Below are 15795 nucleotides of genomic sequence, written 5' to 3'. Positions count from 1 at the left end.
AGGAAACAGGCCCTCCCCTAACCCCTCCCAATAAATGGGAGGGGGATTTTCAGACCTTCACAATCCCGCGCCCGATCAAATCATGCGCCGTCGCGAGGATCGCTTCCTCGGGCGGGCGCATCGTCCAGCCGAGGCGCTCCATCGCATGGCGGCTGTCGCCGCCGCGGACATTGCCGAGTTCGGCGACGACCTGCTTGAGTTCGGGCCGGACGATCGCGAGCGCCTTGAGCAGCCAGTTCGGCATTTTGCGCGTCGGCACCTTGCGTGCCTCTTCGCCAAGATTGGCGGTCAGGATATACGCAACATCGATGAATTTCAGGAAGGGGCCCGAGCAGACGAAGCGTTCGTCCCGGATCCCCTCGGCCGTCAGCGCGCGATAATGCATGTCGGCGACGTCGCGCACGTCGATGATACCGAAGCCGACGTCGGGGCACATCGGCACCTTGCCTTCGAGCAACTGCTTCACGACCTCGATCGAGGTCGACAGGTCGTCGCTAAGCAGCGGCCCAAACACCGCCGCCGGGTTGACCGAGGCGAATTCCATATCGCCGCCCTCGGCCGCGACCCAGTCGCGCGCTGCGCGCTCGGCGACGGTCTTGGAGCGCGGATAGGGCATGACCTCGGGGTTATCGAGATTGCTCCAGTCGGCCTCGTTATAGAGGTCGCGACCCTTGCCATGCCCATAGGCGACCGCCGCCATCGACGAGGTCAGGACGAAGCGTGTCACCCCGGCAGCGCGCGCGAAACGCAGCGCTCTGAGCGCCCCCTCGCGCGCCGGGATCACCAGATCATCGGCCTGTTTAGGAACATCGAGCGGAAAGGGCGACGCGACATGTGCGACATGTGTGCAGCCCGCCACCGCCTCGGCCCAGCCCGCATCATGTTCGAGGTCGGCGGCGAAGAAGCTCAGCTTGCTTTTGTCGACATCGAGCCAGCCGCGGACCTCGGCCTCGCGTTTCAAGCTGCGCACTGTCGTGTGGACGTGCCAGCCGTTTTCGATCAGCTGTCGTATCAGGAAGCCCGCGATATAACCGCTGCCCCCGGTGACCAATGCCGTGCCCGCCATGCGCCCCTCCCCTCGCTTGTCGCAAAGAGGATAGCACCAGCCGTTCCCCGGCGAAAGCCGGGGTCCATTGCGACTTCCGGGCCCCGGCTTTCGCCGGGGATCACAGCATTATTTCAGCAGCACCAGTTCCTCGGCCATGCTCGGGTGCAGCGCAACGGTGTTGTCGAAATCGGCCTTGGTCAGTCCCGCCTTCACCGCGATCGCCGCCGCCTGCAAAATCTCGGGCGCGTCGGGGCCGATCATGTGCAGCCCGACGACCTGGTCGGTCGCGGCATTGACCACCATCTTGTACAGCGCGCGCTCGTTACGGCCGGCGAGGACATTCTTCATCGCGCGGAAATCGCTGGTATAAACGCGTATGCTGCCCAGCTTGTTGCGTGCCTCGGCTTCGGTCATGCCGACCGCGCCGATCGGCGGGTGGCTGAACACCGCGCTCGGGACATTCTGATAATCGACCACGGTCGGCTTGCCGCCGAACACGCTGTCGGCAAAGGCCTGCCCCTCGCGGATCGCGACGGGCGTCAGTTGGATGCGATTGGTAACGTCGCCGACGGCATAGATGCTCGGCACCGAGGACTGATTGCTTTCGTCGACCTTGATCGCGCCATGGTCGTCGAGGTCGACGCCGACCTCCTCCAGCCCGACCCCCTTGGTGTTCGGCACACGCCCCGCCGCGACGAGCACCGCATCGGCGACGATCGGCTCGCAGCCGCCCAGATGCACGGTCAACGTACCGTCGTCATTCTTGACGATCTTCTCGAAGGGCGCGTTGAACTTGAAGTCGATGCCCTTGGTCATCGAAATCTGCAGCAGCCGGTCGCGGATCTGCTCGTCGTAACCGCGCAGGATCGTGTCGCCGCGATTGACGATCGTCACCTTGCTGCCGAATTCGTTGAAGATGCCGGCGAATTCGTTGGCGATATAGCCGCCGCCCGCGATCACCACGCGCTTGGGCAAGTTATCCAAGTGGAACACCTCGTTCGAGGTGATCGCATGCTCACTGCCCGGAAACTCGGGAACATGCGGCCAGCCGCCGGTCGCGACGAGGATGCGTTCGGCGGTCAGTTCGGTGCCGTCGGCGAGCCGCACCTTCTGCGGCCCCGCGATCGTCGCGCGCGTCTTGAAGACGGTGACCTTATGGTTTTCGAGCGTCTGGCCATAGAGGCCTTCGAGCCGTGTGACCTCCGCCTGGACATTGTCGCGCAGCCGGTCCCAGTCGAATTTGCAGTCGGGGACGTCCCAGCCGAAATGGCGCGCATCCTTCAGGTCCTCGGCGAAATGGGCGCCATAGACGAGCAGTTTCTTGGGCACGCAGCCGCGGATGACGCAGGTGCCGCCGACGCGATAATCCTCGGCCACCGCGACGCGCGCACCGTGCGACGCGGCGATGCGCGAGGCGCGCACCCCGCCCGACCCGGCGCCGATGACGAAGAGATCATAGTCGAAATTGCTCATGGACGGCCCCTGAAGGATGGTGGCTGCACTTCGCAGCGAGCGCCTATGTGGTTACGCGGCGGCAGCTTGCCAATCGAATTTTACGCTCAGACTGTCCAAACTCGTCATTGCGAGCGAAGCGAAGCAATCTCCAGCTATCGACCACGCGCAAGGCCGACATTAAATAGGGACAGTCCCTATTTAATGGCCCCGGCGCTTCCACCTCCTCGAAATGCTCCGAATTAAATAGGGACTGTCCCTATTTATTCGCCCAGCGCCGCCGCCATCAGCGCCTGTGTCGCGGCATCGAACTCGACGGTGCCTTCGGACAGGCCCTTGGCCATTTCCTTACCCAGTTCGACCCCGAACTGGTCGAAGGGATTGATGCCGAGCAGCACCGCATTGGCAAAGACGCGATGCTCGTAAAAGGCGATCAGCGCGCCGAGGCTGCGCGGGGTGACCTGGTCGAGGAGGATCGTCGTCGACGGCCGGTCGCCGGGGTAGTTGCGCGCGCCGTCGCTGCTCGCGCGCCCGGTCATCAGCGCCGCGCCCTGCGCGATGCAGTTGGCGACGAGCGTTTCGTGATGCGCCTCGTCGAGCAGATGATCGGGCTCGCGCGCGACGACGAATTCGACGGGGATCAGGTGGGTGCCCTGATGCAGAAGCTGGAACACCGCATGCTGCGCATCGGTGCCGACCCCGCCCCAGGTGATCAACGCGCTCGCGCGGTCGAGCGGCTTGCCGTCCAGCATCACGCCCTTGCCGTTCGATTCCATTTCGAGCTGCTGGAGATAGGAGGGCAGCAGGCGCAGCCGTTCGTCATAGGCGAAGACCGCGCGCGTCTGGCAGGCGAGGCGGTTGGCGTAGATCTGATCCGCAAAGGCGGCGAGCAGGCCGACATTGTCGGCGCCGTCGCACAGGCGAAAATGGCGGTCCATCTCGGCTGCGCCCTCGAGCATGTCGGCGAAGGCGTCCCAGCCGAGCGCCAGCGCGGCCGGAAAACCGATCGACGACCAGAGCGAATAGCGTCCGCCGACCGATTCCGCGAAGGGCAGGATGCGCGTCTCGTCGACACCCCACTCCATCGCGCGTTCGGGCATCGCGGTGAGCGCGATGACGCGCCCGAACGGATCGGGCACCCCGGCCTCCTCCAGCCATTGCAGCGCCGAGGCGGCGTTGAGCAGGGTTTCGGTCGTGGTGAAAGTCTTCGACGCGACCGCGATCAATGTGCAGGCCGGATCGAACTTCGCGAAGGCCTCGTCGAGCGCGGCGCCATCGACGTTCGAGACGACCGCGACGTCATAGCGCGCCCCGCCGCGCCCCAGGGCATCGACGAGCAGGTCGGGGCCGAGCGCCGACCCGCCGATGCCGATGTGCAGCAAATGGCGGATTTCGCCGAACGCACCGGCCTCGATCGCGTCGATCAGCATCCGCATCCGCTGGTGCAGCGCCTGTGCGCGGTGGACGGATTCGGGCGCGCCGTCGCCGCGTTCGGCGCTATGTTCGGCGGCGCGGTCCTCGCTCGGGTTGGCGACGCCGCCCGCGAACAAGGTCTTGCGGCGTCCGCCGAAATCCTGCGCGGCCGCGAGGTCCGACAATATGGCGATCGCGGCGTCGTCGAGATGGGTCTTGGCGAAGTCGAAGCGGATGTCGGCGACATTGCGGACCAGCTTGCCCAGTCGCGCCGCGGGGTCGGCGGCGACGAGGTCGGTCAGCCGCTGCGGCTGCCAGTCGGCGAGCGCCTGCCAGGCTTGATCGGATCGGGTCATATATCGAACTTCCCTCTCTCCGTTCGTGTCGAGCGAAGTCGAGACACCCCGAAGCACGGCGCCAGGCCGACGGGCATCTCTACTTCGTTCGATGCGAACGGGATGAATAATGGCTCAATCCATAGGTCCGCGCTGCCGCGCACGCCAGTGCCATCCGCCGATATTTGCTTGCGCGAAGACCTATTCATCGCCAAATGCCGCGCCATGACCGACGCCAGCCTGACCGCCAATACGCCGCCCCCCGCCGGCCCCGCGAACCCGACGCCCGCCCCCGCTCCGATGAGCGCGAAGGAAGAGGCGATCGACACGGTGCGCTTCCTCGCCTGGTTGGCGATCGCGGTGCTGATTTTCCGCAGCTTTTTCCTGTCGCCGTTCAATATTCCGTCGGAATCGATGCAGCCGCGGCTGCTGATCGGGGACTATCTGCTCGTCAACAAGATGGCCTATGGCTATTCGAAATACAGCCTGCCGTTCAGCGTGCCGCTGATCCCCGGGCGCATCTTCGCCAAGACCCCCGAGCGCGGCGACGTCGTCGTGTTCAAGGCGCCGCCGGTCAACGACAATGATTATATCAAGCGCGTGATCGGCCTGCCCGGCGACACGGTGCAGGTCCGCGACGGCATCGTCTGGCTCAACGGCAAGCCGCTGCCGCGCGAAAAGATGGCCGATTTCGTGATCCCGGTGACCGCGAACATGATCGACGCCGCGCGCAACGAAGGCACCCTGCCCTGCTTCGCGATGCAGTTCGAGGAAATCGCCGCCGACGGCCAGCGCCAGTGCCGCTATCCGCAGTTCAAGGAAACGCTGCCGAACGGCAAAAGCTATGCCGTGCTCGACATCATGAGCATCGCGCAGGACAATACGACGCTGGTCACGGTGCCCGAGGGGCATTTGTTCCTGATGGGCGACAACCGCGATCGCAGCGCCGACAGCCGCTTCCCCGCCCAGGAAGGCGGCGGCATCGGCCTGGTCCCTGAGGAAAATCTGGTCGGCCACGCGCTGGTCGGCATGTTCTCGACCGATGGTTCGGCAAGCTGGATCAACCCGATCAGCTGGTTCACCGCGGCGCGCTGGGAGCGCATCGGGGAAGGCTTTTGAGCGGCGGCGCCTCCGCCGACACGATCGCAGCCATCACCGGCGCTGAACCGCGCGACCTCGGCCTCTATCATGAGGCGCTGACCCACGGCAGCAGCGGCGCTGCCGATTATCAGCGGCTCGAATATCTAGGCGACCGCGTGCTCGGCCTCGTCATCGCGTCCGAACTCTTTCGCCGCTTTCCCAAGGCGACCGAGGGCGAGCTGTCGTCGCGCCTCCATGTGCTCGCCTCGGGCGAAACCTGCGCGCGGATCGCGCAGGGGCTCGACCTTAACGCGCATGTCCGCTTCGGCACCCAGGCGATCGGCGACGGCGGGCGGTACAGCGACAATATCGCCGCCGACGTGCTCGAGGCGCTGATCGGCGCGCTGTGGCTCGACCATGGCGACGAGCCCGCGCGCGCCTTCATCGTCAAATATTGGGGTGAGATGATCGACGGCCAGGTGTCGGCGCCCAAACACCCCAAGGCGGCGCTGCAGGAATGGGCCGCCGCCAAGGGCCGCAAGCCCCCCGAATATCGCCTGATCCGCCGCGAAGGCCCCGACCACGCACCGCGCTTTCGCGTCGGAGTGGTCGTCGGCAAGCTCGCCGAGGCCGAAGGCGAAGGCGCATCGAAACAGGCGGCTGAAAAGGCCGCGGCGATCGCGATGCTCGCGATCCTGGAAGGATTGAAAGAATGACCCATCGTTGCGGTTTCGTCGCGGTCGTCGGGGCGCCGAATGCGGGCAAATCGACCATCGTCAACGCGCTCGTCGGCCAGAAGGTCGCGATCGTCAGCCCCAAGGCGCAGACGACACGCACCCGCCTGATGGGCGTCGCCATGGACGGCGAGACGCAGATCGTGCTGATCGACACCCCCGGCATTTTTGCCCCGACCCGCCGGCTCGACCGCGCGATGGTCGCCGCGGCGTGGAACAGCCTCGACCAGGCCGAGGCGATCCTGGTGATGATCGATGCCGCGGCAAAGCTCGGCGAGCGCGCCGAACGCGTGTTGCAGGGGATCGAGGGGCGCCCCGAGAAGAAATTCCTGGTCCTCAACAAGGTCGACCTGACCAAGAAGGACAAGCTGCTGACGATCGCGACCCAGCTCAACGAACGGGTCGCCTTCGACGAAACCTTCTTCATCTCGGCGAGCACCGGCGACGGGGTTCCCGAACTCAAGACGACGCTGGCGGCCCTGATGCCCGAGGGACCCTGGCATTTCCCCGAGGACGAGGTCAGCGATGCCCCCGAACGGATGCTCGCCGCCGAAATCACCCGCGAGCAGCTCTATCGCCAGCTCCACGAGGAACTGCCCTACCAGTCGACCGTCGAGACCGAGAAATTCACGACGCGCAAGGACGGCAGCGCCGAAATCCACCAGCAGATTCTGGTCGCACGCGACAATCAGCGCGCGATCATCCTCGGCCACAAGGGTGAGCGGATCAAGGAAATCGGCAGCAAGGCGCGCGCCGAGCTCGCCGAATTGCTCGGACGCAAGGTGCATCTGTTCCTGCATGTGAAGGTGAAGGCAAACTGGGACGAGGACCGCAGCGTCTATCGCGACATGGGGCTTGATTGGGTGGATTGAGGCGGGGCCATGCCCAGCGACCCGTTGAACACACCCGGCACCCGTCCTCGATCAATATTCCTCAATGGAATAGCCTTGGGCGTCGTAGCGATCACGCTGACACTGATCCTGGCCTGGGGCTATATTTCGGCAACTGGCGTAGAAACGGTTGTTCGCGGTACGGTCGTTCGTATCGAGCAAATCGGGACGAGGCAATTGCAGACCCGTACTGTCGTGCGGCTGGCTAATGGGTCAGAAGCCGTCGTGCTGCTGCCTAGCCGAACAAATTGCAGCACTGGATCGGCAATCAGGATCATTCAGCGCGACAACTCCCTCGGCCGGACTTTTCACGCCGCACTGGTGGCCTGCGCCAACTGATAAGATGCTGATCCGAGCATCGCCCGAGATTAAATGGCGCGGATCAATATTTGTCGCTAATCGATCTGCAGCCGCTTCGATCAAGGGGAAAAATCTTGCAACGACCGCCGTCGATCATCCTGTTTGAACGCCTCTTCTGGTCGTCGACCTTGGTCAGCATCGTAACCACCTTCATCACCTGGAACGAGATGGCGACGGCGTTCGACCGCGAGGCCGGCGTCGGCCGATCAAGCGGGTCGTTCGGCGTGGTCTTTGTCATCCTCGTGATCAGCTTGGCGATCGTTTTCGCGCTCTGGTACGCCATTGCGCGGCGCGGCAGCAACGTCGCGAAATGGATTTACGTCGTGCTGACCGCGATCGGTGCGCTGCAGACAATTGCCGGGCTGTTCAATCCCGACGGGTTGGGGACATTGTCGCTCGCAGGCTCGCTGCTTTCGACCGCGCTTTCGGTCGCGTCGGCAGCCGTGCTGTTCCGCGCCGACGCCGTCGCATGGCTGTCCGGCAAGCCACCCGTCGACCCCGGGATTTTCAGCTGACGCGCTAAATCCGCCGACAATCATTCGGCGGCGGTTGCCCATCGAACCGTTCACCGATCCAGCCGATCGTTTCTTGGGCGCTGTCGCGCGCCGCGTCGACATGGCCTCCGGTCATGTCGATCCAACGCAGCGCCGTGCCGCGCCGGCAGACGGACTTGGCGAATTTGCGCGTCACCGCGGGCGCGATGATCGTGTCCTTGCTGCTTTGCGCGATGAGCAGCGGGCCGGGAACGCGCGCGGCGTCGACGCTGTTGGCGCGGGCGAAGCTTCCCCACGGCTCGATTTTGGCGACATCCTTGTTCTTCGTCGCGCGCACGATGGTCAGCACGCCCAGGATCGTGCCGAGCTTCGGCTTCTTTTCCAGGCTGATGCAGTTGTTTTCCGCCAGCCGATGGATGATGCCCTGGTTCGTACGGTTGGCGACGCCGTCCATCGAATAGCCATAAAGCGTCGACCAGCTGTGCAGCGTGAAGGACAGCAGCAAGGCGCGCGCATTCTTGTCGCTGCCGTCGCGCAAATTGGCTGCGAGATCGGTCGGCGGCGCGGCCGCGGCGGTGGCGACGAGGTTCAGGTCGGGGGCGTAGGAGCGCGCCGTGATCGCGGTCCACAGCGCGGCGTGCGCACCCTGCGATTCGCCCCACACGGCAAAGCTGTTGCCCGCCGCCGCGCCGGGGATCGCCCGCGCCGCGCGCACCGCGTCGAGCACCGAATTCGCGGTATCGGGGCCGACGAGGAACGGATGCATCGTCGGGCTCGCGAGGCCGATATAATCGGGCGCGACAACGACATAGCCCTGCCGCACCGCATCGATTCCAGCCGTCACGGCAAAGAAATTGCTGCTTAGCGACGGCGCGCATTTCTCGGCCACGCCCCAGGCGCCGTGGGTCCAGGCGATGACGCGGCGCGGCCGCGGCGGCACCGCCTCGCGCGGCGCGGCGACGAGTCCGGTGACGCGCAGCCGTTCACCCTTCTGGTTGGAGGTCCAATATTGCACGCGCCACGCCTGCACCCCCGGCGGCGTGTCGACGACCGGCTCGGCAGCGATCAGGCTGCCCGCCTGCTGCGCGGCTGCGGGGACGGCGAACGAGGCCGCGAGGAGCAACAGTAAAACCCATAAACGACGCATCGGACACCTCCCGGTTGGGCGCATCCTATCATGACTTCCGGCGGGCGGGAACCGCACGGAGGAGCGAATAATATCTGCGACTTTCTCGCGCAACAACGTCATGCGGCGGTAATATAACAATATTGGTGACGATATTTTCGCGATGCCATCAAATAAAAGTCCGCGCCAGACATGCTGCATGATAATCATCACCATCCGCATCTTGCGGCACAACAGGGGGAGTATCGATCATGTCGCCCAATAGTCCCGTTCCCGTTCCACCGTCCGAAGTCGCGATCAAGCTGCCGCAGGACCAATATTGCCACGCCGAAGCGCCGACCGAATGGTGGTGGCACACCGGCACGCTCGTCGCCGGCGAGCGCGTCTTCGGCTTCGAAATCAACGCCGCGAGCTTCGCGCCGCTCGCCTTTACCGAAATCATGCTGTCCGACGTCGCGAACCAGATCCATTATCAGAGCACCGCGACCCACACCCCCGGCGAATGGGCCGAAACCGACCCGAGCAAGGACTGGTACGTCAAACTCGGCAATCCGGGGATCGATCATGACTGGGCGTGGATGACCGCGCCGCAAGCCGACCCGTCGAACATGACGGTCAAGGCGCAGTTCCAGGACGAGGGGACGGGATCGACGATCCTCTTCGACCTGGTGATGGCGCAGCAGGGTCCGCCGCTCATCGTGTGGGGCACAGGGTGCAATCCGACCCCGGCGAACCCCGGCGGGGTGAAGACCAACAATTATTATTACTCGTTCACGCGGCTCCAGGTCAGCGGGTCGGTGGCGATCGGCGATACGGTGTTCGCGGTCACCGGCCAGACGTGGATGGACCATGAATATGGCCTGTTCGGTTCTTCAGCGAACCCCATCCTGTGGTATCTGCAAGACATGCAGCTCGACAATGGCATCCATATCTCGAGCTATATGACGGTCAGCGCCGAGACCCCGCCGCAGGGCGGCCAGCCGCACCAGTCGAACGCGACGATCCAGTTTCCCGACGGCACGACCTATTTCCTCGAGGATTGCATCACGACTCCCGGCGAGGCGACGTGGACCGCGCCGAACGGACAAGTCTTCTTTCTCGAATTCCTCGTGCAGATCCCCGATTTCGACGCGACGATCACGATCACATCGTCGATCCCCGATCAGGTCTTCGACGCCTTCAACGCCAATGTTTATGAAGGCGTGGCGACCGCGGCGGGCACGTTCGCGGGCGCACCGGTGACCGGCACGGCGTGGAACGAGCAGCGGCCTTAGGGGTCCACCAACCGGTCATTGCGAGGAGCGTAGCGACGCGGCAATCCAGAGCGGTGTAAGGCCGCTCTGGATTGCTTCGCTTCGCTTGCAATGACGAGGCTTATTCTGTCGCCGCGGCCTTCTTTGCGGGCGCCTTTTTCTTCGCCGCCGGCTTCTTCGCCGCCGCCTTCTTGGGCGCCGCCTTCTTCTTGCCCTTCGCGGGCCCCTTCGCGGCGCGCGCGTCGATCAGCGCGATCGCTTCCTCGAGCGTCAGCGCGGCGGGTTCCATCGACTTCGGCAAGGTCGCGTTGGTCGTGCCGTCGGTGACATAGGGACCGAAGCGTCCTTCCATCAGCTTCATCTCGCCGCCGCTCGTCGGGTGCGGGCCAAAGGTATTGAGCGGTTCGGCCTTGGTGCGCCCGCGCCCGCCGCCCGCCGCCGCTTCGGCGATGCGGACGACCGCAGCGTTCATGCCGATGTCGAAGATTTCGGCAGTGCCGGTCAGCTTCGCATATTTGCCGTCATGGAGCAGGTACGGGCCGTAGCGCCCCAGCCCGGCCATGATGACCTTGCCGCTTTCCGGATGGACGCCGACCTCGCGCGGCAGGCTCAAGAGCCGCAGCGCATAGTCGAGGTCGAAATCCTCGCCCGGGATGTCCTTGGGGATCGACGAACGCTTCGCCTCCTTGCCGTCGCCGAGCTGGATATAGGGACCAAAGCGTCCGCTGCGCTTGGTCACTTCCAGCCCGGATTCGGGATCATTACCCATCGTCTCGGGCCCCGTATCGGCGCCGTCGCTACCGCCCGGCTGCGCGAATTTGCGCGTGAACTTGCAGTCGGGATAGTTGCTGCACGCGATGAACGGCCCGAACTTGCCGCCGCGCAGCGCCAGCTTGCCGGTGCCGCAATTAGGGCACAGCCGCGGATCGCTGCCGTCGCCCTTGTCGGGGAAAAGATAGGGGCCGAGGAATTCGTCGAGCGCCGCGGTGATCTCCGACGGCTTGAGTTCCATCACCTCGCCGGTGCGCGGCTTGAAGTCGCGCCAGAAGGCATCGAGCACCGCCTGCCACTGCGCGCGGCCGCCCGACACATCGTCGAGTTCTTCCTCGAGCCCGGCGGTATAGTCATATTCGACATAACGGGTGAAATAACGTTCGAGAAAGGCGGTGAGCAGCCGCCCGCTCTCTTCGGGCATGAAGCGGTTCTTCTCGACCGTCACATAGGCGCGGTCCTTGAGCACCTGGAGGATCGACGCATAGGTCGACGGGCGCCCGATGCCGAGTTCCTCCATCTTCTTGACCAGGCTCGCTTCCGAATAGCGCGGCGGCGGCTGGGTTTCGTGGCTTTCGACCTCGACCCCGGTCTTGGCCGGCGCGTCGCCCTTCGCCATGGCGGGCAGCAGGCGCGCATCGTCATCGTCGCCCGCGTCGTCGCGGCTTTCGTCATAGAGCGCGAGAAAACCGGGGAATTTCACGACCTGCCCGGTCGCGCGCAGCATCGTCTTGCCGGTGCCGTCGCTGAGGTCGATGCTGGTGCGTTCGAGCCGCGCCGACGCCATCTGGCTCGCCATCGCGCGTTTCCAGATCAACTCGTAGAGTCGGCCATGGTCGCCGCTGCCGGCCTTGTCCTTCGAAAAATCGGTCGGACGGATTGCTTCATGCGCTTCCTGCGCATTCTTCGCCTTGGTCTGATACTGGCGTGGCTGGTCGGGGACATAACCGCCGTCGTAGCGCGTCGCGATCGCCTTGCGCGCGGCGCTGATCGCGCTGCCGTCCATCTGGACGCCGTCGGTACGCATATAGGTGATCGCGCCGTCCTCGTAGAGGCCCTGTGCGATGCGCATCGTGTGGCTCGCCGAGAAGCCGAGCTTGCGCGCGGCTTCCTGCTGCAGCGTCGACGTCGTGAAGGGCGGCGGCGGGTTGCGCGTCAGCGGCTTGGTCTCGACATTCTCGACGGTGAAATGCCCCGCCTTCACATCGGCCTCGGCGGCGCGCGCATCGGCCTCGCTGGTGATCGTCAGCCGCTCGATCTTGTCGCCGCGCCAGCGTGCGAGGCGCGCCTTGAACGGCGTGCCCGACATTTCGAACAGGCCGGTGATCGACCAGTATTGCAGTGCAACGAATGCTTCAATCTCGCGCTCGCGCTCGACGATCAGCCGCAGCGACACCGACTGGACACGCCCCGCGGACTTGGCGCCGGGCAGCTTGCGCCACAGCACCGGCGACAGGGTGAAACCGACCAGATAATCGAGCGCGCGGCGGGCGCGGTAGGCGTCGATCAGATCGTCGTCGAGCGCGCGCGGCGCCGCCATCGCGGTGAGCACCGCGTCCTTGGTGATCGCGTTGAAGGTGACGCGGTCGACCTTGGCCGGCAGCGCCTTCTTGCTACGCAGCAGTTCCTGCACATGCCAGCTGATCGCCTCGCCCTCGCGGTCAGGGTCGGTCGCGAGGATCAGGCGCTCGGCACCCTTCGCCGCGTCCTGGATTTCCTTCATCCGCTTCGTCTTGTCGGGATACAGCTGCCACTGCATCGCGAACCCGTCGTCGGGATTAACCGACCCGTCCTTGGGCGGCAGGTCGCGAACATGGCCATAGCTGGCCAGCACCTTGAAATCGCGCCCGAGATATTTCTCGATCGTCTTCGCCTTGGCGGGCGATTCCACAATAACCAATTGCATGTAAAAGCGTTGTCCTGCTGTGCCTCACGTATGTACGCGCGAGGGTGGCGGGCGTCCGGTCCTGTCGTCAAGAGGGTTTCGGCGCGCCCGCCCCAGCAAAGTGGTTGTAAAAATCAGCGCAGCGGCGCGAGCCGTCCGATCAGCATCGCGCTCGCCAGACTCGCCGCCTTGGCCGCGCCTTCTTCGTAATTCCCCGGCTTGGCGGTGAAGGCGAACTTGCGCGTCTTGCCGAAGCGCAAGCCCCCGAACCCCGCGACCGCGGCGAGGCCGCCCACGACATTGCCGGCCGATTGCATCGCCTTGTCGGTGCCGCTCGACGCGTCGCTCTTTTCGACGAACTCGCCCTCGACCGCGACCGGCGCCTTGACGGTGATCACCGACTGCTTGCCGCTCGGCGCGATCAGCGTGATGCGCGAATAGTCGGCGCTGACCGACAGCGCGCTGTTGACCTCCAACCCGCCGAAGCTGAAGGCGCCGGGGCGCTTCTGCTGCGAAAAGTCGATCAGATAGACGACGTCGATCACGCCGACTCCGGCCTGTTTTGCGTAGGCGTTCAGCGCCCCAACCGCCTGCCCCGCCGCCATGTTCATCCCGATACTGCTCATCCCCGACCCGACGAAATCACCCGGGATCATCAGCAGCGAGGGCAGCGCGGAGGGCTTGTAATAGGTCGCCTTGCCCTTGCTGCCCTTTTCGAGCGCGATGTTGATGTCGAGCGGCATGTCCTGCGACTTGGTCTTGGCGAGCGCGGCATGGCCGAACATGTCGGTCGGTGCCTGAACCGTATAGCCGCTGGCGGTCAGCTGCGACACGAAGTCGGCATAGGCGGCGTCGGTGACCGCCTGCATCATTTCGGGGGTTACCCCGACGAGTTCGCTCTTCGCCTTGGTCGTGCCGCCGAACGCCCCCATCAGCCCGCCCGACGCCGCGGTCTGGTCGGTCGATTCAAAGATGAAGCCGACATTGAAGGCGCCGACGGTGACGGTGGTGACACCCTTCGCATTGGCCGGGCCGGCGATCTTCACCGGCTCCTTGTCCTTCGCGATCACGGCGACAGGCTGGAGCAGCATCGCCACGATGGCGACGGCCGACAGCAGTTTTTTCATGGATTGGTCCTCCGACCCTCACGGACCGGATGCATCCGGTCGGCGGGGGTTCCCGAAGCGACCCATGCCCCCGCATCGAACAGATGCGGGGGCAAGTCAACGGCTTACTGGTTCTGCCATTTGAAGTCGGCGGGCAGGATGCATTTGCCGGCGTCGTAATTGCCGACGCTGCGGATGACCTCGCTGTCCTCGGGCTCGATGCGGCGACCGCTGATCTGGCTGTCGATCACCCGGCGGACGAGCGCGTCGAGCCGCGTCACCAGATAACAGTCGATCGCCGGCGCCGCATGGGCATTGCCGACGCCGCTGTCGTCGGTCAGGAACAGATAGCGCGACTGGGTCGCCGCCGCCATCGCGCGCATCGCATATTCGGCCTCGTCGGCGACGCCCGAGGCGGCGACCGGGGTGATATGGATACGCCTGGCGCGCGCCGCCTCGGCGGCGGCCCAGGTGCGGCCGAACTGTTCGTTGTGCGGCGGCGCGTCGGCGACGAGCAGCAGCGATTTCACCGCGTCGGGGCGCCACTCCTGCCCGACCGCGCGGATCAGCGCCTGGTCCATCGCCTCGGGATAATCACCGCCGCCGGTCGCATATTGCGCCGCCAGCGTGCCCTGCGCGCGGCCGATGTCGCGGTCGAACACCACGGTGCGCGTGACATATTCGTCGCCGATATCGCGATAGAAGACAAAACCGACGCGAATATCGAGGTCGCGGTGCTTGGCGGTGATCGACGCGATGATCGCGCGCATTTCCGACTGCAGGTATCGGATCTCGTCGCCCATGCTGCCCGTCGTGTCGATGACGAGCATCAGGTCGAGCTTGGTCGCCTTGGTCGCGGCCTGGCTGGCGGTCAGACCGACGACCTGCCCACCCGGCGCATCGGATACGAGCACCGGCCGCGCATCGGCGATGCTGCGCCCGGCCTTTCGCGCCGACACGGTGATCCGTTCGCTCAGCCGGTCGAGCCCGGGGAAGAAGACCGCGCTGCCGTCGGCCTGCGTCGCCATGGTGATGCTGTTGCCGTCGCTGCAGGTGACGACGACGTCGGCGAAGGGGATCGGCTGGCCGTTGCGGTCGTTCACCTTCACCGTGACGACGCGCATCGTGTCGACGCGCGGCAGGGCGCGGATGTCCTGGCCCAAGTCGGTGCGGTTGACATAGGCCGCATAGAGTTCCGGATTGAGCAGGTCGTCATGCTCGCCCGCGGTCAGGATGCCCGATTGAGGCTGGGGCGGGATATAGCGCGGCGGCACCGGCACGGGTCGCCCCGTATAGTCCGACGACGAGCCGGGAACGGGCGACGTCGACGCCGGCGGCGGGGCGGTCGGGGCCACCCGTACCGACTCGCCGCTGCCGACCGCGCTGACCGCAGCCGACGATCCGGATCGCGCCGAGCCGGTGACGACGACGTCGGCGGCAGCGCTGTCATAGCTGGGTGGTGGCGGCGCCATCGGCGGCGGTGGGGGCGGCGGAGGTGGCGGGGGTGGCGGCGGCGCCATCGGCGCATAGTCGGCGCTCGACTTGTCATCGCGCTCGCGCTTGCCGCCCTTGGTCTTGGGCACGCCCGTCTGTTGCGGCCGGGGCGGCTGTACCTCGGCATCGAGGCGCGGCAGCGGGTCGGCGTTGCGGCAGAAGCCCTGCTGCGGCGCACCCGGCTTGGCATAAGCGATGGTCAGGGGCGCGGGGGCGAGGCCGCCCGCGAGAACGGCGATCATCGTCACGCCCGTCAGAAATCGGCTTCGCATCATCGAACTCCCCGCCATGTGATACAATATCATGAACCTGTGGTCCGGCCGCTGAACCGTGGCTGAACCGCGATGAATGGTT

General features: G+C 65.3%; 13 protein-coding genes. 6 read left to right on the top strand and 7 right to left on the bottom strand.

Annotated elements, in window-relative coordinates:
- Nucleotides 1-49: 49 nt before the first annotated feature.
- The 3 genes from AC07U1_RS14285 to pgi form a co-directional block, all read right to left on the bottom strand.
- Complete coding sequence (locus AC07U1_RS14285; RefSeq protein ID WP_495176049.1) at nt 50-1066, bottom strand: NAD-dependent epimerase/dehydratase family protein; 1017 nt, start codon at nt 1064-1066, stop codon at nt 50-52.
- A gap of 108 nt (nt 1067-1174) precedes the next feature.
- Nucleotides 1175-2521: a glutathione-disulfide reductase gene (gor, locus tag AC07U1_RS14280; protein ID WP_492738470.1), complete on the bottom strand. Its 1347-nt coding sequence runs from the start codon at nt 2519-2521 to the stop codon at nt 1175-1177.
- A 242-nt stretch (nt 2522-2763) separates the two neighbouring features.
- A complete protein-coding gene (pgi, locus tag AC07U1_RS14275) occupies nt 2764-4269 on the bottom strand; it encodes a glucose-6-phosphate isomerase (RefSeq protein WP_187139832.1) in 1506 nt (501 codons plus the stop codon).
- A 279-nt stretch (nt 4270-4548) separates the two neighbouring features.
- Between pgi and lepB the strand changes: the two genes are divergently transcribed.
- The 5 genes from lepB to AC07U1_RS14250 all read left to right on the top strand — a co-directional run bounded on the left by lepB (nt 4549) and on the right by AC07U1_RS14250 (nt 7827).
- Entirely contained in the window at nt 4549-5367 is an 819-nt protein-coding gene (gene lepB / locus AC07U1_RS14270) for a signal peptidase I (RefSeq protein WP_056348481.1), read from the top strand.
- Nucleotides 5364-6044: a ribonuclease III gene (gene rnc / locus AC07U1_RS14265; RefSeq protein ID WP_495176050.1), complete on the top strand. Its 681-nt coding sequence runs from the start codon at nt 5364-5366 to the stop codon at nt 6042-6044. The genes lepB and rnc overlap by 4 nt, the downstream gene beginning before the upstream one ends.
- Entirely contained in the window at nt 6041-6934 is an 894-nt protein-coding gene (gene era, locus AC07U1_RS14260) for a GTPase Era (protein WP_495176051.1), read from the top strand. Before rnc ends, era begins: the two co-directional genes overlap by 4 nt.
- A gap of 9 nt (nt 6935-6943) precedes the next feature.
- Nucleotides 6944-7291: a hypothetical protein gene (locus AC07U1_RS14255; RefSeq protein WP_495176052.1), complete on the top strand. Its 348-nt coding sequence runs from the start codon at nt 6944-6946 to the stop codon at nt 7289-7291.
- 95 nt (nt 7292-7386) lie between these two features.
- The gene (locus tag AC07U1_RS14250) at nt 7387-7827 is read left to right on the top strand and encodes a hypothetical protein (RefSeq protein WP_056347726.1); all 441 of its coding nucleotides are present in this window, start codon (nt 7387-7389) and stop codon (nt 7825-7827) included.
- A 4-nt stretch (nt 7828-7831) separates the two neighbouring features.
- On the opposite strand, the gene AC07U1_RS14245 is transcribed toward AC07U1_RS14250, so the two are convergent.
- Nucleotides 7832-8953 carry a lipase family protein gene (locus tag AC07U1_RS14245; RefSeq protein ID WP_495176053.1) on the bottom strand — a complete coding sequence of 374 codons (1122 nt, stop codon included), beginning with the start codon at nt 8951-8953 and terminating at the stop codon, nt 7832-7834.
- 230 nt (nt 8954-9183) lie between these two features.
- On the opposite strand from AC07U1_RS14245, the gene AC07U1_RS14240 reads away from it, so the two are divergent.
- A complete protein-coding gene (locus tag AC07U1_RS14240) occupies nt 9184-10206 on the top strand; it encodes a lipocalin-like domain-containing protein (protein ID WP_495176054.1) in 1023 nt (340 codons plus the stop codon).
- 100 nt (nt 10207-10306) lie between these two features.
- Here AC07U1_RS14240 and topA read toward each other — a convergent pair whose 3' ends face one another.
- The 3 genes from topA to AC07U1_RS14225 form a co-directional block, all read right to left on the bottom strand.
- Complete coding sequence (gene topA / locus AC07U1_RS14235) at nt 10307-12862, bottom strand: type I DNA topoisomerase (RefSeq protein WP_495176055.1); 2556 nt, start codon at nt 12860-12862, stop codon at nt 10307-10309.
- A gap of 113 nt (nt 12863-12975) precedes the next feature.
- On the bottom strand, nt 12976-13968 hold the full coding sequence (locus AC07U1_RS14230) for a hypothetical protein (RefSeq protein WP_495176056.1): 993 nt from the start codon (nt 13966-13968) through the stop codon (nt 12976-12978).
- Between the two features lie 104 nt (nt 13969-14072).
- Nucleotides 14073-15713, bottom strand: a complete 1641-nt coding sequence (locus AC07U1_RS14225) for a VWA domain-containing protein (protein ID WP_495197718.1) — start codon at nt 15711-15713, stop codon at nt 14073-14075.
- Nucleotides 15714-15795 lie beyond the last annotated feature (82 nt).

The sequence above is a fragment of the Sphingopyxis sp. GW821-FHT02C12 genome (assembly GCF_059421785.1).
This window is presented reverse-complemented; position numbering and strand designations above follow the sequence as displayed.

What these genes read in the sequence shown, in the direction of transcription:
- AC07U1_RS14285 (WP_495176049.1), bottom strand. Translation starts at nt 1,066, where the DNA reads ATGGCGGGCACGGCATTGGTCACCGGGGGCAGCGGTTATATCGCGGGC.
- gor (WP_492738470.1), bottom strand. Translation starts at nt 2,521, where the DNA reads ATGAGCAATTTCGACTATGATCTCTTCGTCATCGGCGCCGGGTCGGGC.
- pgi (WP_187139832.1), bottom strand. Translation starts at nt 4,269, where the DNA reads ATGACCCGATCCGATCAAGCCTGGCAGGCGCTCGCCGACTGGCAGCCG.
- lepB (WP_056348481.1), top strand. Translation starts at nt 4,549, where the DNA reads ATGAGCGCGAAGGAAGAGGCGATCGACACGGTGCGCTTCCTCGCCTGG.
- era (WP_495176051.1), top strand. Translation starts at nt 6,041, where the DNA reads ATGACCCATCGTTGCGGTTTCGTCGCGGTCGTCGGGGCGCCGAATGCG.
- AC07U1_RS14255 (WP_495176052.1), top strand. Translation starts at nt 6,944, where the DNA reads ATGCCCAGCGACCCGTTGAACACACCCGGCACCCGTCCTCGATCAATA.
- AC07U1_RS14245 (WP_495176053.1), bottom strand. Translation starts at nt 8,953, where the DNA reads ATGCGTCGTTTATGGGTTTTACTGTTGCTCCTCGCGGCCTCGTTCGCC.
- AC07U1_RS14240 (WP_495176054.1), top strand. Translation starts at nt 9,184, where the DNA reads ATGTCGCCCAATAGTCCCGTTCCCGTTCCACCGTCCGAAGTCGCGATC.
- topA (WP_495176055.1), bottom strand. Translation starts at nt 12,862, where the DNA reads ATGCAATTGGTTATTGTGGAATCGCCCGCCAAGGCGAAGACGATCGAG.
- AC07U1_RS14230 (WP_495176056.1), bottom strand. Translation starts at nt 13,968, where the DNA reads ATGAAAAAACTGCTGTCGGCCGTCGCCATCGTGGCGATGCTGCTCCAG.
- AC07U1_RS14225 (WP_495197718.1), bottom strand. Translation starts at nt 15,713, where the DNA reads ATGCGAAGCCGATTTCTGACGGGCGTGACGATGATCGCCGTTCTCGCG.